At 34.7% G+C, this 18,268-nt stretch carries 21 protein-coding genes; 18 read left to right on the forward strand and 3 right to left on the reverse strand.

Annotated features, from left to right (window positions below; genetic code table 11):
• Window positions 1-108 precede the first annotated feature (108 nt).
• From CSE16_RS07900 to CSE16_RS07910, 3 genes are all read left to right on the forward strand, one after another.
• Window positions 109-786, forward strand: a complete 678-nt coding sequence (locus CSE16_RS07900; RefSeq protein WP_099423397.1) for an FtsZ/tubulin family protein — start codon at window positions 109-111, stop codon at window positions 784-786.
• 15 nt (window positions 787-801) lie between these two features.
• Window positions 802-1,743, forward strand: coding sequence for a ribonuclease Z (rnz, locus tag CSE16_RS07905; protein WP_099423398.1), 942 nt, complete (start codon window positions 802-804; stop codon window positions 1,741-1,743).
• 111 nt (window positions 1,744-1,854) lie between these two features.
• The gene (locus CSE16_RS07910; RefSeq protein ID WP_099423399.1) at window positions 1,855-2,085 is read left to right on the forward strand and encodes an acyl-phosphate glycerol 3-phosphate acyltransferase; all 231 of its coding nucleotides are present in this window, start codon (window positions 1,855-1,857) and stop codon (window positions 2,083-2,085) included.
• A gap of 157 nt (window positions 2,086-2,242) precedes the next feature.
• Here the strand turns inward: CSE16_RS07910 and CSE16_RS07915 are convergent, their stop codons facing one another.
• Window positions 2,243-2,620, reverse strand: coding sequence for a pilus assembly protein PilB (locus tag CSE16_RS07915; RefSeq protein ID WP_099423400.1), 378 nt, complete (start codon window positions 2,618-2,620; stop codon window positions 2,243-2,245).
• A 744-nt stretch (window positions 2,621-3,364) separates the two neighbouring features.
• Here CSE16_RS07915 and CSE16_RS07920 point away from each other — a divergent pair.
• The 5 genes from CSE16_RS07920 (at window position 3,365) to CSE16_RS07940 (ending at window position 6,849) form a co-directional block, all read left to right on the forward strand.
• Window positions 3,365-4,075, forward strand: coding sequence for a DUF5694 domain-containing protein (locus CSE16_RS07920; protein ID WP_099423401.1), 711 nt, complete (start codon window positions 3,365-3,367; stop codon window positions 4,073-4,075).
• A gap of 65 nt (window positions 4,076-4,140) precedes the next feature.
• Window positions 4,141-4,722, forward strand: coding sequence for an O-methyltransferase (locus CSE16_RS07925; protein WP_099423402.1), 582 nt, complete (start codon window positions 4,141-4,143; stop codon window positions 4,720-4,722).
• Window positions 4,723-4,939: 217 nt separating this feature from the next.
• On the forward strand, window positions 4,940-5,401 hold the full coding sequence (locus CSE16_RS07930) for an NUDIX domain-containing protein (RefSeq protein WP_099423403.1): 462 nt from the start codon (window positions 4,940-4,942) through the stop codon (window positions 5,399-5,401).
• A 441-nt stretch (window positions 5,402-5,842) separates the two neighbouring features.
• Window positions 5,843-5,986 (forward strand): GNAT family N-acetyltransferase, encoded by a 144-nt coding sequence (locus CSE16_RS22155; protein WP_371514583.1) that lies wholly within the window; start codon window positions 5,843-5,845, stop codon window positions 5,984-5,986.
• A gap of 179 nt (window positions 5,987-6,165) precedes the next feature.
• Window positions 6,166-6,849 carry a VOC family protein gene (locus CSE16_RS07940; protein WP_099423404.1) on the forward strand — a complete coding sequence of 228 codons (684 nt, stop codon included), beginning with the start codon at window positions 6,166-6,168 and terminating at the stop codon, window positions 6,847-6,849.
• Here the strand turns inward: CSE16_RS07940 and CSE16_RS07945 are convergent.
• Window positions 6,846-7,037, reverse strand: coding sequence for a helix-turn-helix domain-containing protein (locus CSE16_RS07945; RefSeq protein ID WP_099423405.1), 192 nt, complete (start codon window positions 7,035-7,037; stop codon window positions 6,846-6,848). The genes CSE16_RS07940 and CSE16_RS07945 overlap by 4 nt on opposite strands.
• Before the next feature lie 146 nt (window positions 7,038-7,183).
• On the opposite strand from CSE16_RS07945, the gene CSE16_RS07950 reads away from it, so the two are divergent.
• The 10 genes from CSE16_RS07950 (at window position 7,184) to CSE16_RS07995 (ending at window position 17,229) form a co-directional block, all read left to right on the forward strand.
• Complete coding sequence (locus CSE16_RS07950; protein ID WP_099423406.1) at window positions 7,184-7,465, forward strand: hypothetical protein; 282 nt, start codon at window positions 7,184-7,186, stop codon at window positions 7,463-7,465.
• Window positions 7,466-7,610: 145 nt separating this feature from the next.
• A complete protein-coding gene (locus tag CSE16_RS07955) occupies window positions 7,611-8,579 on the forward strand; it encodes a hypothetical protein (protein ID WP_099423407.1) in 969 nt (322 codons plus the stop codon).
• Window positions 8,580-9,228: 649 nt separating this feature from the next.
• A complete protein-coding gene (locus CSE16_RS07960) occupies window positions 9,229-10,341 on the forward strand; it encodes an ABC transporter substrate-binding protein (RefSeq protein WP_099423408.1) in 1,113 nt (370 codons plus the stop codon).
• Window positions 10,331-11,164: an alkaline phosphatase family protein gene (locus tag CSE16_RS07965; protein WP_099423409.1), complete on the forward strand. Its 834-nt coding sequence runs from the start codon at window positions 10,331-10,333 to the stop codon at window positions 11,162-11,164. Before CSE16_RS07960 ends, CSE16_RS07965 begins: the two co-directional genes overlap by 11 nt.
• Window positions 11,165-11,250: 86 nt before the next feature.
• On the forward strand, window positions 11,251-12,105 hold the full coding sequence (locus tag CSE16_RS07970) for an ABC transporter permease (RefSeq protein ID WP_099423410.1): 855 nt from the start codon (window positions 11,251-11,253) through the stop codon (window positions 12,103-12,105).
• Window positions 12,102-12,974, forward strand: coding sequence for an ABC transporter permease (locus tag CSE16_RS07975; RefSeq protein ID WP_099423411.1), 873 nt, complete (start codon window positions 12,102-12,104; stop codon window positions 12,972-12,974). Before CSE16_RS07970 ends, CSE16_RS07975 begins: the two co-directional genes overlap by 4 nt.
• Window positions 12,974-13,987 (forward strand): ABC transporter ATP-binding protein, encoded by a 1,014-nt coding sequence (locus tag CSE16_RS07980; RefSeq protein WP_099423412.1) that lies wholly within the window; start codon window positions 12,974-12,976, stop codon window positions 13,985-13,987. The genes CSE16_RS07975 and CSE16_RS07980 overlap by 1 nt, the downstream gene beginning before the upstream one ends.
• A 27-nt stretch (window positions 13,988-14,014) precedes the next feature.
• Window positions 14,015-14,797, forward strand: coding sequence for a DeoR/GlpR family DNA-binding transcription regulator (locus tag CSE16_RS07985; RefSeq protein WP_099423413.1), 783 nt, complete (start codon window positions 14,015-14,017; stop codon window positions 14,795-14,797).
• A gap of 27 nt (window positions 14,798-14,824) precedes the next feature.
• On the forward strand, window positions 14,825-15,691 hold the full coding sequence (locus CSE16_RS07990; RefSeq protein ID WP_099423414.1) for an HAD family hydrolase: 867 nt from the start codon (window positions 14,825-14,827) through the stop codon (window positions 15,689-15,691).
• 197 nt (window positions 15,692-15,888) lie between these two features.
• A complete protein-coding gene (locus CSE16_RS07995) occupies window positions 15,889-17,229 on the forward strand; it encodes a D-serine ammonia-lyase (protein WP_099423415.1) in 1,341 nt (446 codons plus the stop codon).
• A gap of 251 nt (window positions 17,230-17,480) precedes the next feature.
• On the opposite strand, the gene CSE16_RS08000 is transcribed toward CSE16_RS07995, so the two are convergent.
• Entirely contained in the window at window positions 17,481-18,260 is a 780-nt protein-coding gene (locus CSE16_RS08000; protein WP_099425787.1) for an alpha/beta fold hydrolase, read from the reverse strand.
• Window positions 18,261-18,268: the final 8 nt, after the last annotated feature.

The following is an 18,268-nucleotide window of genomic DNA, read 5'->3' on the forward strand; positions in this document are numbered from 1 at the left end:
TGGTCAATCAGACAGATAGCCAAAATAATATATGCACATAAATCCTCGATTTTCGAGTTGTGTCTTTCTGAAAAAAACATTTATAATAAAAGAAAGGGAGGCGAATGTATGGAAAATCAGGCACTTATCCTATTTGGCTCAGCGGGTATTAACATTGCGGAATATTATCGGCAGCAATTTGCGCGACCGATTCCAATCGTTCTTTTTGAAACTCATAAAACGGATTATCAAGCTGAACGCGGAGCAAAAATTATTAACGCAACGATACAATGGAAAAATGAACAAAAGAGCACGCACCTAATCGAAAGTGCGGCAGATTTAACAGCGAGTTATTTTCAGGGCATCCCGGATTATATGCAAGGTAAGAACGGGGAAATGCTGTTCTTTACAACGGCGGAAGAACAATTTGGCAATAGTAATTTTGAAAAAACATTGTTACGTGCGGAACTGTATGAGCTGGAAATCAAGCAAATATTAAAAAATTATAAATCAATTGTCATCATTGCTTGCCTAGGTGGTGCTGTTAGTTCAGCAGTTGGGCCTTATGTTGCAAAACTTGCAAATAAGCTTCATATTGACACAACAATTTTGGTGACAATGCCAGCAAACTTTGAAGGAAAGAAGCGTTTAGCACAAGCACAAAGAGGGCTAGACTTATTTAATAAAAAGAGTGTAATAACTCAGGTGAAAATCGATCCTGAAAGTGAGGGGTTAATTCGTTATTTTAAGATGAAAGATGAAGCGATTGTACATGCGATTGAGAAATTATTGCGAAACGAAGAATAGTTTGGAGTGAATGGAATGCAACTGCATTTTTTAGGAACAGGCGCAGGTATGCCCTCAAAGGATCGAAATACGAGTGCGTTGGCGCTAAAATTATTAGAGGAACGGGGCTCAATTTGGTTGTTTGATTGCGGGGAGGCTACGCAGCATCAAATACTCCATACGACGATTAAACCTCGAAAAGTGGATAAATTATTTATTACCCATTTACACGGGGATCATATTTTTGGCTTACCAGGTTTTATTAGCTCCCGTTCATTTTTAGGTGGAGAAGAGACGCTTACGATTTATGGACCTAAAGGCTTGAAACAATGGCTAGAGCAAACGTTAAAGCTTACAAAAACACATTTGACCTATGACTTACAAATTGAAGAGGTAGAAGAAGGCATTGTTTTTGAAGATGCGCAATTTATTGTAAAAGCGATGCCACTGGAGCATGTTATTGAATGCTTCGGCTATCGAATAGAGCAAAAGCCATTAGCAGGCGAATTATTAATCGATAAAGCATTAGCATTAGGTGTGCCAAAAGGTCCGTTACTTGGACAACTAAAAGCGGGAAATAATGTTGTGTTAGAAAACGGATCTATTGTGCTTAGTGCGGATGTTACTTCACCAGCTCAAAATGGCTTTATCGTTGCGATTTTAGGGGATACAAAATATTGTGAAAATGCAAAAGTCCTTGCTTATCAAGCGAATATAGTCGTTCATGAGGCGACATTCGATCATGCAACGATTCATCTAGCCGCACAATATGGGCATTCAACAAATACCGAGGCTGCCCAAATTGCGAAAGAAGCCAATGCCCAAACGCTCATTTTAAATCATATAAGTGCACGCTTTTTAGAGAAGGATTTAGTTCGTTTTTTAGCAGAAGCACAGCAGGTTTTTGCCAATACATTCATCGCGCATGACCAGCAGCAATTCGAATGGAAACAAAATGAGGTTATTGAGAAAAAGTAAAAATAGTAGTATTTTAAGATTGGAGTAATTTTCTGTGTTGCATGAATTTTTAGAAAAACATAGTAAATGATAGAATAATTCCGTTATAATGGAGAAAAGGGGGATGGGTTTATGCAACAACCAACAATTACACCAAAGCTACTTCGTTTACTCGTAATCTTTCCAAATGTGATGAGCTATTTGTTATTATTTGGCGTTGTCGTATTCATTCGAACAAATTTAGAGGAGTTAAAAGCAACGGATTCGTTGACTATGTGGCTTATTATTGCCGCTATACTAGGACCAATTTCGATTTTTACAACATTCAGTATCGTCAAACGAATTAAAGCTAGAGTATTATAATACATATTCGTTTGGAACGAAATGCATAAAAGGAGTCCCGTGTAAGATTTTTTCATACATAGGACTCCTTTCTTTATGATGTAACTAATTTTTATGAATTGTAGCGAATTGTTTGTGCGCCCGATGTATTTATTTTAGCAATCCTTTTCGATGTTTTTCAGTTGTTTTTTTCGGATTTAAGTACTAATGAAAAAATTGAGAATAATGGAAAAGTTAAATATAAAGATTTAAATTCAAAAACAGATAAAAACCAAATATCAATAGAAACTACCAAAATCAACCCTACAATATTAAACACAATAAACGAAACCAACTTGTTTCTAATTTTATTAGAGAAATAAATATTAATAGGCACTACTAGAGTAATAGTGAAAAAATAGATTGCAAAAAAAATAAGCACAAGAAGCGCTAGGTTTATACCCGTTTCTATGCCCTCTAATTCCCAATGCCCTTCGACGAAACAAATACTAAACATCGTTATTAACGTTACTATTACTGGGAACAAAACAATTCTCACTTGAAGATTTTTTTCCATTTGAATTACCTCGCTTAGTAAATACAATCCAGTCCTTAATTCGGGATGGATTGTATTTACTATTATAGAAAAGATAGGTTAAGTTATCAACTCACCGTCCAAAATAATAATCTTGTGCTTCACCTTAATTCCCTAATAAGTTATAATTCCCTTAATATTCTATTTTATTACAATTTTTGATTATAAATGACTTACGTTCAATGCTGCAGATGTTTCGATTTCCAACTCATATAGTTTGTACACCCAGTGCATTAAACTTACCTTTTGTTCCTGTAAATTATTTAATTTGATTAAAGTGATAGGGGGACTTATGAAAAAATAGTTTGTCACCTTTATTATTGTCTTTTTAGGTTTAGCGGTTGCTTTAGTAGGAAATCGAGCGAGTCAAGACATGTTTTAGCTAAAGAAATTGACACACTTTTAGAACAGGGAGAAACACAAATTGATTTAACCGGGGGAACTGATTTCAAATGGACTCAGGTAAGACTATTTGGACCTTATACAACAGATGAATTAATTAAGATTCAATGAATATCAAATTTAAAGGGTCAATGGTGGAATTGAAATGCTAGACGACCGTACTCACCGTACATAGCAGAAATTTTATATCGATACTGCGAGTTAATTGTTCGTGCATCCGGTACATTTCAATTCATAGATGAACAGCGCATCTTTGCCAATATGTACATCGCAGTGATAGATAAAATTAATTGTTAAAATTTAAAGTGCGAGGAGAAGAAAACAATGGAGCTACTTTTATTAGGGACAATCCATTTAGAATCAACAACAGATGCTGTTCAAATGGGCGAGGTAGATAGAAAAAAGTTAGGAAATAAACAGTTCGAGGAATTAGTAAATGTACTACAAGAATTTGAACCTGAACAGATTTTTGTAGAGTTCCCTATGGATTATCAACCAGAACTTGATCGACAGTACAAAGAATACATCAACGAAAATGGCCAATTAAATAGTAATGAAGTTTATCAAATTGGTTTTCGTTTAGCCAAAAAATTAAATCATTCAAGCATTTATACAGTTGACTGGAACGAAGAAATAGCAAATTTAAAAGGTTTAGAAGATATTACAGAGGAACAATCTGTAAAGCAAATTCAAAATATTTTAAATGGAGCAAATATACAAATGGAGCAAATTTCTGAGAAGCTAAAAGGCTCAAGTATAATCGAACTATTTAAATTTATAAATTCAAAGGAACAATCAAGAGTTAACCATCAAATCTATGTTGATTTATTACAAATGAGTGATGAGATAGCTTTTGATTGGGTAGTTAATTATTGGTATTATCGCAATTTAAAAATTGTAAAAAATATAATGGCGGTTAAAAAAGATGGACTAAAAAAAGGATTAATTATTTATGGAGCAGGTCATAATTATTTATTATCGCAGTTTTTAGGAGAGATAGAAGGAATTACTGTACGATGTTTTGGTGATAATTAAGGATAATTTTTTGTGTGCCAGGTGCATTATTCATAAAACATAAAATATTTAAGGTGGTTAATCAAATGTCTACTTTATATCGTTCAAATACATATGTTCCAGAATTAGTTCGAGCTAGCAAGATTTTCGCCAAAAGTAAGGGTTTTGGAAATTCCTGTTCAGATGAAGCGGGAAGACTATTATCAATACTCGCGGGGCAAGTAACACATGGGAAAATACTTGAAGTTGGAACTGGTTTTGGCGTAGGGAGTTCTTGGATTCTATCATCTATTGCTCCAACAATAAAATTTATTACGGTGGATCATTCAAAAGAAAAAATTGAGGCTACTGCGAACCATATTACACATAAGCAAGCGGAATTTATTTATGGTGACTGGAAAGACGTTATTGCAAAAGGTCCATTTCAATTTATTTTTGCCGATGCAGCGGCTGCAAAAACGATTGAAGGAGAACTATTATTCAATACATTAGATATCGGTGGAATGTTATTTATGGACGATTTTACTCCTGAAGAGAATTTTCCAGAAGAATGGATAGGGAAACCTGATAAAGTTAGGGAATATTGGTTAAATCATAGCGGATTGATCGCAACAGAAATTTACTTAACATCAACTTCATCTGCAATACTAGCAACAAAGATAAAATAATTGATCTGATTATTTGTGCAACCGGTGCATCTATCCTACATTCCCAATTCATACTTTAATGACTATATGAGAAAGCTATTGAAGTTTGGATTGCAGGGAAAAAACTCACCTAACTTGTATAGAATTGGGGATATACTCCTAATTAGTTTCATCCTTTAACGGATATTTTAATGAACAAGAAACAGTATCGAGAAAATATTAAATTGGGGGAGTACATATGAATAAAATTATTGTTACTGGTGGAGCATTAATCAAAGATGGAACTGGGAGAATTTTGTTACAGAAAAGATCAGATTATGGAGATTGGGGCTTACCTGGAGGAGCAATGGAACCAGGAGAATCAATTGAAGAAACAATGATACGTGAGGTAAAAGAAGAGACAGGAATAAATGTTAAAGAATATAATTTTCTTTCAGTTTATACTGGAAAAAGAATGATGTATGTATATCCTGATGGTAACGAAGTAGTTTTCGTTATGTTTTTATTTGAAGTAAATATAGATGCACAAGGATTACTATTAGACGATGGAAAAACATTAGATTACCAAGATGAACATAATGAATCACTTACTTTACAGTTTTTCGAAGAGGAAAATATTGATATTGAACAAATAAATATTGTTCAAAGACCACTATTTGAGGATATGAGAAATGGTAAAACAAATTTATTAAGAAAATAAATATCGGATATTCCATAAAACTATGAAAACCAAGAAGTCATCACATAAAGAGCACTAATAGCTAACCTTGGAAATACCAATCTATTTGTGTGTCGCTATCGCAAAAACGATGGATTTAATGTATTAAAAGACCATTAAAGAAAGTGTCTATGAAAAATGGTTGAAGGAATTTGAAAATCGTTATCCATCTCAAAATTGCAAACGATAAGGGAAATAGATATAAGTGAATGTACACTAGAGTGGTTTCATCATTTAGTAGACAAACACAAAAAATTAGCACTTACAGATATTACTTACGTATTCGGTGTGTTTAGTAAAGTAGAGGGAACACATCTAGGTATGATTGATTTTTCAACATTAGCAAGAGATGATTTTCAATGCGGGAGGATAGGATATACAATTCATAATCAGCATTGGAGAAATGGTTAAGGCAAAGAAGCGGTGAGTGCTGCTCTTACGCTAGCAATTGACCAATTGAAATTTCATCGAATTGAAGCTCATATTAATATTGATAATACTCCTTCCATTAAATTGATAGAAAGTGTAGGGATAAAATTTGAATTTATTCGTAAAGGTTTTATATAAGAAAATGATGAATGGGCCGACCATTTAGTTTATTGCAATAACTAAAATTGATCTATTCCAATAGTTGAGTCATTTGGAAAAATTCCAGTTGTAAAAGTTCTTCATCCTTAAGTCTAATATTTTCTTCTTAAGTATTAATATAACATTTTATTAAAAGAATAATTAAGGGGATAAGAATTATGGATATAACAAACGCAAAATTGAAAACACACAAACTTAAAGAGATGAAGGAATTTTATGAACAGATTTTAGGTTTCACCATAGAGAACGAAACTCTAAATAGTTTCCAAATAACATTAGGTAAAAGTTCAATTGAATTTAATGATAAAGATGTTCTTGGAAAGCCTTATTACCATTTTGCATGCGACATTCCATCTAATCAATTTGGAGAAGCAAAAATTTGGATTAAAAATAAAACGAATCTTTTAACTGAAAATGGAGCAGACGAAATTAATTTTACATACTCTGTTGCAAAATCATTTTATTTTGAGGACCCTTCAGGTAATATTATTGAATTTATAGCTAGATTAGAAGATAATCCGTCAAGTGATAAACCGTTTTCTTTAGGTAGCATTCAAAAACTTTCAGAAATGAGTTTAATAGTGCCAGATAAAATGGATGTTGTGAATTATTTGATGAACAATCATATTGTAGAACGCAGTGATTCAGAGATTACTAGCACTTCTCTGTCTTTTATGAGTGACAAAAAAACAAAAGTATATTTGTTATTAGCTAGTTCTAATAGAAAGTGGTTGTTTTCTGAAAAGGAATCTAAAGTTTTTCCAATAGAGATTTCTTTAGATTCAGGTACTGTATTAGGTATAGACAATGAAAATGAATTTTATCTCAGTAATTTAATTTAGAAGTGAATATGTTTAGCTAATGTTTTAAGACCTTCTTCACCAAAATGCCAATAATTATTTTGCCAATCCTTAATTGTATTACGATGTACTTTGTATAATTCAGCCACCTCATTAAGAGAAAACTGGCTTTCATGATAAAACGTAATAATTTCTAATTTCTCTTCTTTTGAAAAGCTGTATTTACTCATGAAAAAACTCCCCAATTGATAAACAGTTATTTTTTATCTGTCTACCTATTGGGGAGAATATCAACAAATGGGGTGCAGTTCAACGACGGTTTGGGAACCATATAATTACAATTTATGTCTATATTGAAAAGGGAGGGGACATTATTATGTGGTTAATATTAGGTCTTATTGCAATAGTAGCAACTTTAATAAATCTTTATATGTATGGAACAGGCAAAGATTATAAATTGGCAATGGCAATGGGGTTATCATTTACAGCATTGACACTCTGTGCAGAACATAGCCTTGTATCTAATTGGATAACAGGTGAAGATTGGTCGGCTTTAAGGGAAGTACCTAATATGAATAAGGCGTTTTGGTTTCTGACAATTGTTTCTATCTTACTAAATATAGCACCTATACTTTTAGAACTTAAAAATAAAAAATAATTACTTATTAGGGTTTATATATTAATTTAAAATTGTCCCGAAAAGTGATTTGGGGACGTTTATTAGGATGGCACAGTCAATATTGGACTTATGAATGATTTATTATGTGATTCCTTATGTGAAAATTAGCTGAGGGGGAATTTAAGTGATTAATGAAATTTTAATTCATGACATACAAGAAGCTCAAAAATATACAAATTTTGTCCTATTAATGCCTACATTGCCTAAATCATATATTCTTAAAAATATTACGTTAAAAAAAGAAACAAATGAGCAACGTTCTTCAATTCGTTTTGAAATACATAGTGAAGGAAGAGCTCTTCGCATTAAGCAATTTTTTTATGATTGGGCGATACCTGTAGTAACAGCAGACACGAATTTAATACGTCAAGAAAAGTCCTTTGAAATAGACGGGATAGTTGGATTTATTGGTATAGATTACAAAGGTAATCAGGCCGCATGCTTTTGTAGATGGTTCACTAATATTGAACTGTCAGTTATAGAGGGAGCTTTTGGTGAAAAAGAAATTTTAATGATATTAAAAAGTTTAAAAGCAGTCGATAACTGTTCTATCCACACACTAGGTGAACAGTCCTTTACTACCTGTAGTTACACTGCTCGTTTTAACAAAGGTAAATGGGATTCCTATGACGAAGTTTCTCGTGTCACTTGGTACGAGTCTAACAAAAGAATTCAAATTGAAGTAAACCTCGGAATTAAGTTACCTCATGATCATCTTGAATTTTTTTTAGATTCAATAGGTTATAAAGAATATGATTCTGGCACAGAATATCATTTTTTATATCGTTCTCAAGAAGATTTTACAAACGGATTTTGGTTATGGACCGCCCCTAAAGAATTATCAGATCCTCTTCCTCCATTTACAGGTCACAAAATCGGAACCAGACAAAGTTGGAATGTCAAAAAAGTGAGTGGATCTATTTTACAAATCCCTGTTAATGAAATTATTTTATGTCGACAAAATACCAAATATAAAAGCTGGATGATACATTGGGAGAAGGATAACTATATTTATCACTTTTATTCTCGAGCTAGTATAAAAAGTAATATTCGGAAGTTCCAATTATTTTTTTCGAAGTTATATTCTCAGTAAAGTGGAATTCCTCAAAAGAAAAAATAGATTGATGTACTAGAGAAAAAATATTTAATTCATTACAACTAATGCGGGGCCAGTTGAAATGTAGATTGACGGCGTACAACAAACTATAAGATTTAAACAATATACAAGGACCATAGCAAATTCACCTTTAGGAGACCTTTTCCATAAAATGATACCACGTTTCTTTAATATGCTGAAAATTTAAAGATGTGAAAAAATGCTCATTGCCCATACCAAGCGTATTTCAACATTTAATATAAAAAAAGAGTAGCTTTTTTGCTGCTCTTTTTATTTTGGCTTCTTAGTAGCTTGGGGGAAAGGTGAACTGAGGGAGAATTTAAGGAGTCTACAATTTAGTTACACTCAAATCCTCGTGACTTTGAAGCAAACCATTACTACGAATAAGCTGATTAATACTAACAACAACAAAACAGTTTGTTTTTGATACACCTAAAGCAATCGTTCATATTTTGCAACTGGGACGCAATTATGAAAATAAAAACTGATGAATTGGAGAAAATTAAACTTGATTTACAAAGTCTTAATATGGGATTAACGAAGTGTTAAAACTATCAGATTATTATTAAACCGTAACAAACAGTAATAAACGTTAAAAAAACCACGTTTAAGGGAGGCATTTTTTATGAATTTTAGATTCAAGAAGAATTGTTACAAGTCTATTCAAGCCGCAGTGTTAGGGATGAGTGTACTAGGATTAGCTGCTTGTGGAGCTACTAAAGATGAAGCTGTACCAGTTGTTAAGGAAACTAGTTCGTTAACCCTGAAAGAAATTGAAACAAAGGCAACGGAAGAGGGAACAATTAATAGTGTCGGCATGCCTGATTCATGGGCTAACTGGGGAGAAACGTGGAATGAAGTAATGAGAAAATATACATTAGAACACACTGATACAGATTTATCCAGTGCTGAAGAGATTGCCAAAATGGAATCTGAAGGAGAAAATGCAACCGCTGATATCGGTGATGTAGGGGTTTCCTTTGGACCAATTGCGGAACAAAAAGAATTAACGCTCGCCTATAAAACTTCTTATTGGGATGATATTCCTGAATGGGCAAAAGATGATAACGGGGATTGGGTTGTTGGCTACCAAGGTACGATTGCTTTCTTAACTAATAAAGAATTAGTAGATAATCCGCCAAAATCTTGGGATGACATATTAAAAGGGGATTATAAAGTAACTGTTGGTGATGTTCAGCGTGGTGCACAAAACCAAATGGCCGTTCTTGCTGCTGCGATGGCTTACGGCGGTGATGAAACAAATATTCAACCAGGAATTGACTTTTTTGCGAAGCTTGCTGAGCAGGGGCGTCTAAGCTTAACAGATGCTAAACCAGCTAATATCGAAAAAGGGGAGGTGGAAGTTGCCTTAGTATGGGACTTCAATGCTCTTGGTTACGCTGAACAAATCAACCGCGATCAATTTGAAGTGAGCATTCCAAGTGAGGGTTCAGTAGTAAGTGGTTACGCAACAATTATTAACAAATACGCAAAACATCCTCATGCAGCGATGGCAACGAGAGAATATATTTTAAGCGATGAAGGACAAATTAACTTAGCTAGAGGATTTGCCCGTCCAATTCGTGATGTAGAACTTCCGAAAGAAGTAGCTGAAAAAATGGTTCCAGAAGAACAGTACAAAAACGCAAAACCAGTTGAAGATTACAAATCGTGGGAAGAAACGGCTAAAACGCTACCACAGATTTGGCAAGAAGAGGTGTTAGTACATGTCAAATAAAGTGATAGCAATTGTTGTTGATGGTATGAGATATGATAAAGCATGTGAAGCTCTTGGATTTATTCAACATTTAGTTGAAACGAATCAGGCGGCACTTTATAAAGTAAAGTCGGAACTTCCGAGTCTTTCCCGCCCATTATATGAGGTGTTACTAACAGGTACACCGGCATCAGTAAACGGAATTACGTCTAATCAAGCTGTTCGTCTTTCTACCGAGAAAAGTCTCTTTCACCTTACGAAAGAAAATGGTTTAAAAAATGGGACGGCATCGTATTACTGGGTAAGCGAACTGTATAATCGCGCGCCATTCCATTTTATTGAAGATCGGGAGCAAGAGGATGGGTCCAAGCCGATTCAATATGGAAAATTTTATTGGGATGATGACTATCCAGACAGTCATGTGTTAATGGATGCAGAAGCTTTGCGCAGAAAGTATGACCCACATTTTTTATATGTCCATCCGCTTGGTGTAGATGTAAAAGGAGAAATTTTTGGTTCAGAATCGAAAGAATATCGTGAGCAGATCTTAAAAATGGGGAGCTTGTTGGCACAACTTTTGCCAATCTGGATTAAAGAAGGCTATCACATTTTAATTACATCTGATCATGGCATGAGTGAAACTGGGAACCATGGCGGCATAACGGATGGTGAGCGTGATGTACCGCTCTTCATTATTAGTCCAAAAGTTGAACCTGGTATTTACGATGAAGTAGTTCCGCAATTAGCTTTTGCACCACTCGTTTGTGAATTTTTGAATATTAAGCCTTCCGATAAAATGATTTCATATCAATTGCCAGGTTTTAAGCGTAAATTTACCATTTAAAGAATGAAGCCTGGCTGGAATTGGTTTAACAGTACGTTCGTTAAACCAATTCCCCATTGTTAGAGAACAAAGAGGAGCGAGTAGTCTTGAGAAAAATAAAAAAACAAAAAATTTACTTATTAGCTCTTTTACTGCCATTTATTTTGTTTGTGATTGGGTTCGAAATAGGCCCCTTACTGGCAATGATTAAAAATAGTTTTTATGCAGACGATGGAATACAAGTTACGATTGATCAATATATCACCATATTTCAAAGTGAATTTTACTTACAAGCCATTCAAAATAGCCTTGTCATTTCCTTATTTTCTGCCGTAGTTTCTGTCATTATTGCTGTCATTGCTGCCTATTCAATTACAAAGTTCTCACAAAAAATACAAAACCGACTATTGATGATTGCTAATATGACATCGAATTTTGAGGGGATTCCACTTTCATTTTCATATATTATTTTACTTGGAAATAATGGATTGTTTACATTGCTTTTTGCCAAGCTTGGTTGGGAAGTGTTTGCGGATTTTAATTTGTATTCGTGGACAGGTCTCATTCTCGTTTATATTTATTTCCAAATTCCACTTGCCGTTATGCTTATCTATCCATCTTATCAAGGAATTAAGAAACAATGGAAAGAAGCCTCTTCTTTATTAGGAGGGTCATCATTCTCGTTTTGGCTTCACATCGGGATTCCAGTACTCTTACCTAGTATTGTAGGTACATTCAGTATTTTATTTGCTAATGCGATGGGAGCTTACGCTACAGCCTATGCATTGGTCGGCAGCAACTATAACTTATTGTCGTTACAGATTGCATCGTTAGTTGCTAGTGACGTTGCATTAAAGCCGCAGCTAGGCAGTGCGTTGGGAGTGCTTCTAGCAACAACCATGATAGGGGCGATGTGGTTCAATGAACGAATGATGCGCCGCATTAGGAGGGACTTACGATGAAAGTATCATTAGCTTTCCATAAAGTGATTGTTGGATTACTAGTTATATATTTATTAATTCCACTTGTAGGAACATTTTTATTCTCAATTGCTGGTAAATGGGATCATACTATTTTACCTGAGAGTTATACAATGAAATGGTATATAGAATTATTTCAAGATGAACGGTTTTATGATGCTTTTCGAAGAACACTGTTTTTAATTGTCATGTCTGTAGGTCTTAGTGTTGTTATTATGCTACCAACTATCTTTATCATCACAGTATATTTCAGTAAGTGGGAAAGATTGCTACAAGCAGTAGCTATGCTTCCTTATGGTATTCCTCCTATTGTTGGAGCTGTTGGATTAATCAAGGTATATTCAGATGGACCGATTCAAATTGCCGGAACGCCTTGGATTTTAATTGGTGCTTATTTCATAACCATTTTACCATTTATGTATCAAGGTATTCGTAACAGTCTTCGTACGCTTAATGCTGTACAGTTGGTAGATGCAGCTGAATTGTTAGGTGCTACAAAATTCCAGGCGTTTCGTACAGTGGTGTTCCCAAATATTATATCTGGAATTTTAGTGTCTACCTTATTATCAGTCGCTCTTTTATTTAGTGAGTTCGCTATGGCCAATTTGCTTGTCGGAGGCCGATTTGAAACCATTCAAATTTATCTTGCAGACAAAATGAATAGCAGCGGCCACTTAACAAGTGCAATTGTTATTACTTATTACTCAATGATTTTACTGTTAACGGGGACAGTATTAAAACTCACGTTAAAAAACGAAAAAAATGGTGTCGTGTCAAATAAGAAGCGACTTCTTTCTTTTTTTAAAAAACAGTTCCGTCATAAAAATTCTGCTGTAGAAGGTGAAAAATAATGAGCTATGTAACTATTGAACAAGTGACTAAGGGATATGAAAATCAAGTCGTTTTAAATAATATTTCTATAACTTTGAAAAAAGGTGAATTTGTTACACTTCTTGGGCAAAGTGGATGTGGAAAAAGTACATTATTACGTTCCATTGCAGGGCTTGAGGACGTTGATGCAGGTAGTATCTTAATTGATGGAAAAGATATTACTAATTTATCACCGCGTCAGCGTGAAGTTGGTATGGTGTTTCAGTCTTATGCGCTTTTCCCGAATATGAACGTTTTTGATAATATCGCGTACGGCCTTAAAATGAAGAAAGTAAAAAACATTAAATCAAGAGTAAAAAAGATGATTGAGATGGTAGATTTATTAGGAAAAGAAGAATCTTATCCTCATCAATTATCTGGTGGACAACAGCAGAGGGTTGCACTTGCCCGTGCGCTTGTCATGGAACCGAAAGTACTTCTTTTGGACGAGCCCTTAAGCGCATTAGATGCTAAAATTAGAAAAAGTTTGCAAAAAGAATTAAAGAGAATACAGAAAGAATTAGATATTACAACAATTTTTGTTACGCATGATCAGGAAGAAGCCATGACGATGTCTGATCGAATTTTTATCATGAATAAAGGACAAGTTGTACAATCCGGTTCTCCATCGGAAATATATATTTCGCCAGTCAATACATTTGTTGCCAAGTTTATTGGAAACTACAACGTTTGTACTATGGAAGTGTTTCGTAAACTCGTTCGTTGCACAGAATTAAAAGGAAATGAAGTGGCCATTCGTCCTGAAGTTTTACAATTAGTTCGTGTTGGTGAAGATAGCTTGGATTTACAAGAGAACTGGGGCATTAAAGGTGTTATTAAAGATGTTTCTATGACAGGGAATGTTTTAAGATATGAGGTGGAGACAGAAGAATCCTCTTTCTATGTCGACTATCTTCATCACCAAGGAACAATGTTTGAACAAGGAACACGTGTTCAAATGTTTTTACCGAAGAAAGAGTGCATTATTTTATAAATTATAAATGATAACGGGGCGAGAAATATGTCTGTATTACCTGAAGAAAGAAAGAATGAAATATTAAAAGAACTGAATAAAACAGGCAAAGTAAAAGTCATGGAATTAGTTGATCAATTTAATGTTTCAGAGGAAACGATTCGACGCGATTTGATGATATTAGAGGAAAAGGGACTTTTAAAGAAGGTTTACGGTGGAGCGATAAAAATAGTCTTTGAATTTGAGGAACCTCCATTTATACAGCGTGCAACGGTGAATCAAGAAGCGAAGGTAAAGGTTGGGAAAAAAGCAGTAGAACTCATTTCTAACGGAGATGTGATTATCATTGATGTAGGGACAACCATGCTTGAATTTGCGCAGTGTATTGAAAATAAAAAAGACATTACGATAATAACTAATTCTCTTCCTGTGTCGTCTGTGTTGACCGAATCGCTCAATCAAAATAAGTTTACTGGTCAAATTCTATTATTAGGTGGACAAATTGATCCAAAGCAGCAATCTATAAGCGGCAGTCTCACTGAACAAATGTTAAATCAATTTAACATTGATAAAGCGTTCATTTCAGCTGGTGGCGTTTCTATTCAAAGTGGGGTTAGTAATTATCATCTACATGAATCATTAGTTTCACGCAGAATGGTTGAGGTATCAAAGCAAGTTATATTGCTAACGGATTATTCTAAAATTGGTGTCGACACATTTTGTAAAGTTTGTCCTCTAGAAAAAGTCGATGTAATTGTCTCCGAGCAACCATTTCCAGAGGAATGGAGAAATCATTCGAGATTAGAGGAAATCAATTTGATTCAAGCATAATCAATTTTTTAAAAGGAGCAATAGAATATGAGTTTCATTGCAACAGATTTAGACGGAACATTATTAAATGACCAGAATGAAATTAGTGATGAAAATATAAAGGCGATTCAATATGCCCAAGATAGAGGCTTTGAAGTGGTTATTTCAACAGGGCGTGCTTATTTTGATGTTCAAGAAATTTGCAAAAAAGCCGGGATTGCTCCATTCGTAATCGGGACAAATGGAGCAACCATTCATTCAAAAAATGGAGAGTGCATTTCTTCTATTACGATAACTAAAGAGCGTGTCGAATCTATTCTCCAATGGTTAGATGAACGGAATTATTATTACGAAGTGTTTACTAATAAAGCCATTTATACTCTAAAAAAGGGTAGAGAACAATTTCATAATGAGATTCGAAGGTTGCTAAACGCAGATTTGGATTCAAATTTAAAAGAATTAGTTGAAATAGCGGAAAGACAGTTTGATCAGTTTGGATATGTTTTAGTTGAAAACTTTCATGAAATCTTAAAAAATGAGGAAGAATTTCACAATATAGTAGCGTGTTCGTTTGATAAAAAGAAATTAGAGGAAGCATGGAACCATTTTGAAAACTTTGATGAGTTAATGGTTGTTTCGTCTGCCGATCATAACATTGAAATTACCAGTAAAAGGGCTTCAAAAGGAATGGCACTTGAAAAATTGGCTTTCTTGATAAATGGTTCTTTAGATCAGGCTATGGCCATCGGGGACAGCAACAATGATTTATCAATGTTCGAAAAAGTGGGTTACAGTGTAGCAATGGGAAATGCGAAAGCTACCATAAAAGCTGTTTGTACAACGACAACTCTTAAAAGTAATGAAAATGGGGTAGCTTATGCAATTTACCAGTATGTGGAGGAATTCGTGGATTAAGAATAAGTGTTAATGCAGAAGGAGATAGCGATAAAATGGCATGGATATATATCTTTAATGGTAGGACTTTTGAAACTTATATGGGTGTATTGCAGGAGCTGTAGGTATTAAAATAACTTCTGGACATTAAGAATAGTGTTTTTAATGGCGGTTAGTAGATACAGAAAAAGATACCATCCCTATGGAGGAGATGAAAGATGAAAACTATACAAGATTGGATAAAAGAATATCCTTTAATAAACGAGTTAGTTGCTACAAAGGAAGTGTTTTGGTCAAATCCTAAATATGCCCCATTTAACAAAAATGATAATAATCTTCCGTTTAATGAAAACGATGTAAAAGATGCCGGGGAAAGATTAAAGCGTTTTGCTCCATACATTGCTAAAGTTTTTCCTGAAACAAGAAAACTAAACGGAATCATTGAATCTCCTCTTGTACCCATCCCAGCAATGCATCAACAATTATCAAGCATGTGTGAGCAACCGTTAGAGGGAGAATTTTTGTTGAAATGTGACAGCCATCTTCCCATTTCAGGTTCCATTAAAGCACGCGGCGGCATTTATGAAGTGTTGAAACACGCAGAAACGTTGGCTCTTAAACATGGTTTATTGACAGTAAATGATGATTATTCCATCCTTGATAGTGAAAAATTCAGAAACTTCTTTTCGCAATACTCAATTGCAGTAGGATCTACAGGCAACCTAGGGTTAAGTATAGGTATCATGAGTACCAAATTAGGTTTTAAAGTAACGGTCCATATGTCTGCTGATGCAAAGAAATGGAAAAAAGATCTTTTAAAAAGTAAAGGAGCAACGGTTATAGAATATACGGGAGATTATGGTGAAGCCGTTAAAGGAGGGAGAAAGCAGGCGCTGAGTAACCCGAATTGTTACTTCATTGATGACGAAAATTCTCAGGATCTATTTTTAGGCTATGCAGTGGCAGCAAGCAGATTACAAAAACAATTAGAGGATTTAAATGTAATAGTAGATGAAAATCATCCGCTATTTGTTTACCTTCCATGTGGAGTGGGTGGTGGACCCGGGGGAGTAGCGTATGGTTTGAAACTAATTTATCAAGATTGTGTACATTGCTTCTTTGCAGAACCTACACATTCACCGAGTATGTTACTAGGACTGATGACAGGGCTACATGATAAGGTGACTGTACAAGATTTTGGAATTGACAACTTGACTTCAGCAGATGGTCTAGCGGTCGGAAGACCATCAGGGTTCGTTGGCCCAATTATTGAACCTTTATTAAGCGGAAGTTATACGGTAAGTGACAATGGGTTATTTAAATTATTGAGCACATTGGCTGATAAAGAAAATATCCATCTAGAGCCTTCTGCATTAGCTGGAGTAATAGGGCCAGTAAAATTATGGAGCGAGAAACAAGGTATGGAGTATATAAAAATTCATAACTTAAAGGATAAAATGAAAAATGGTGTACATCTCATTTGGGCTACCGGTGGAAGTATGGTTCCTAAAGAAATAATGCATGAGTATTATAAAACAGGAGTAACGTTATCATTTTAAATGGGACATCCCCTAAAAGTATAAACAAATAAAAAAGCATCTACGATAGATTTCGGGTTTAGATACCTAAAATTCAATTTGTAGATGTTTTTTCTATGTGGAAGAATAAGTTATCCATACTATGTGAAAATGAGTACAATTGAAATGGGATTACGGAGATTCCTATAAACAAGTATAAGAATAGTTGAATACTCGTAATTATTTTCAACTAAATATTTTGTGGGGGAGTTTGTAATACTCAAGGAACATTGTTATGCAAAAGAAGATAATATTTGGTTGAATCTATCTCGCTCCTCTAAAAAAGCGCAATGCCCACTGTATTGGAACGGAACTAGCTTAGAATTTTTGATCAGCTTATTTGTTTCCTCAGCTTGGGTAAACGGAACGACTTTATCATGAATTCCGTGAATAATTAATGTGGGTACATCGATTTGACCGAGATCGTTGTATACATTTTCATCTCTAAGTGTGACCATAATGGCGGAAGTCGCCCAATTCGCCGCTTGTAATCCCATTAAAACGAACCAATCGGATTTCGGTTCAGAAATATACTGAAAGAAAAAATTTCTCGTTTGGTCTTGCAGCATTTGCGGTCGGTCATGATTAGTATCTTCGATGATTTTATTTGTAAATTCTTTCGGAACGCTAGATGGAGAGGCAGCGTCGATTAGGACGAGCTTAGATACCCCATACCCTTTGTAACGAGCCATATAACGAATCGAGATCGCGCCTCCTGTAGAGTGTCCTGCCAGTGTTATGTTCTTTAACTGTAACGCCTCGATGACAATGCGGACATCATCTGCTAATCTATCGAAACTGTAGCCGCTAAAAGGTCTATCCGAATTGCCATATCCCCTCCAGTCCATTCCGATACAACGATATCCAAGCGTTGGAAGGAAGTTGAATTGATATTCGAACTGGTTATGGTTTAGCGGCCATCCATGAATAAAAAGTATCGTTTTATTTCCCGTCGGATTGATGTCCTCTATAAATACGTTGACGCCTGGTTCGACAGTTACAAAGTATCCCAAGTGTATCA

Origin of the sequence: Solibacillus sp. R5-41 (assembly GCF_002736105.1) — a bacterium.
In the GTDB taxonomy this organism is placed as follows: Bacteria; Bacillota; Bacilli; order Bacillales_A; family Planococcaceae; genus Solibacillus.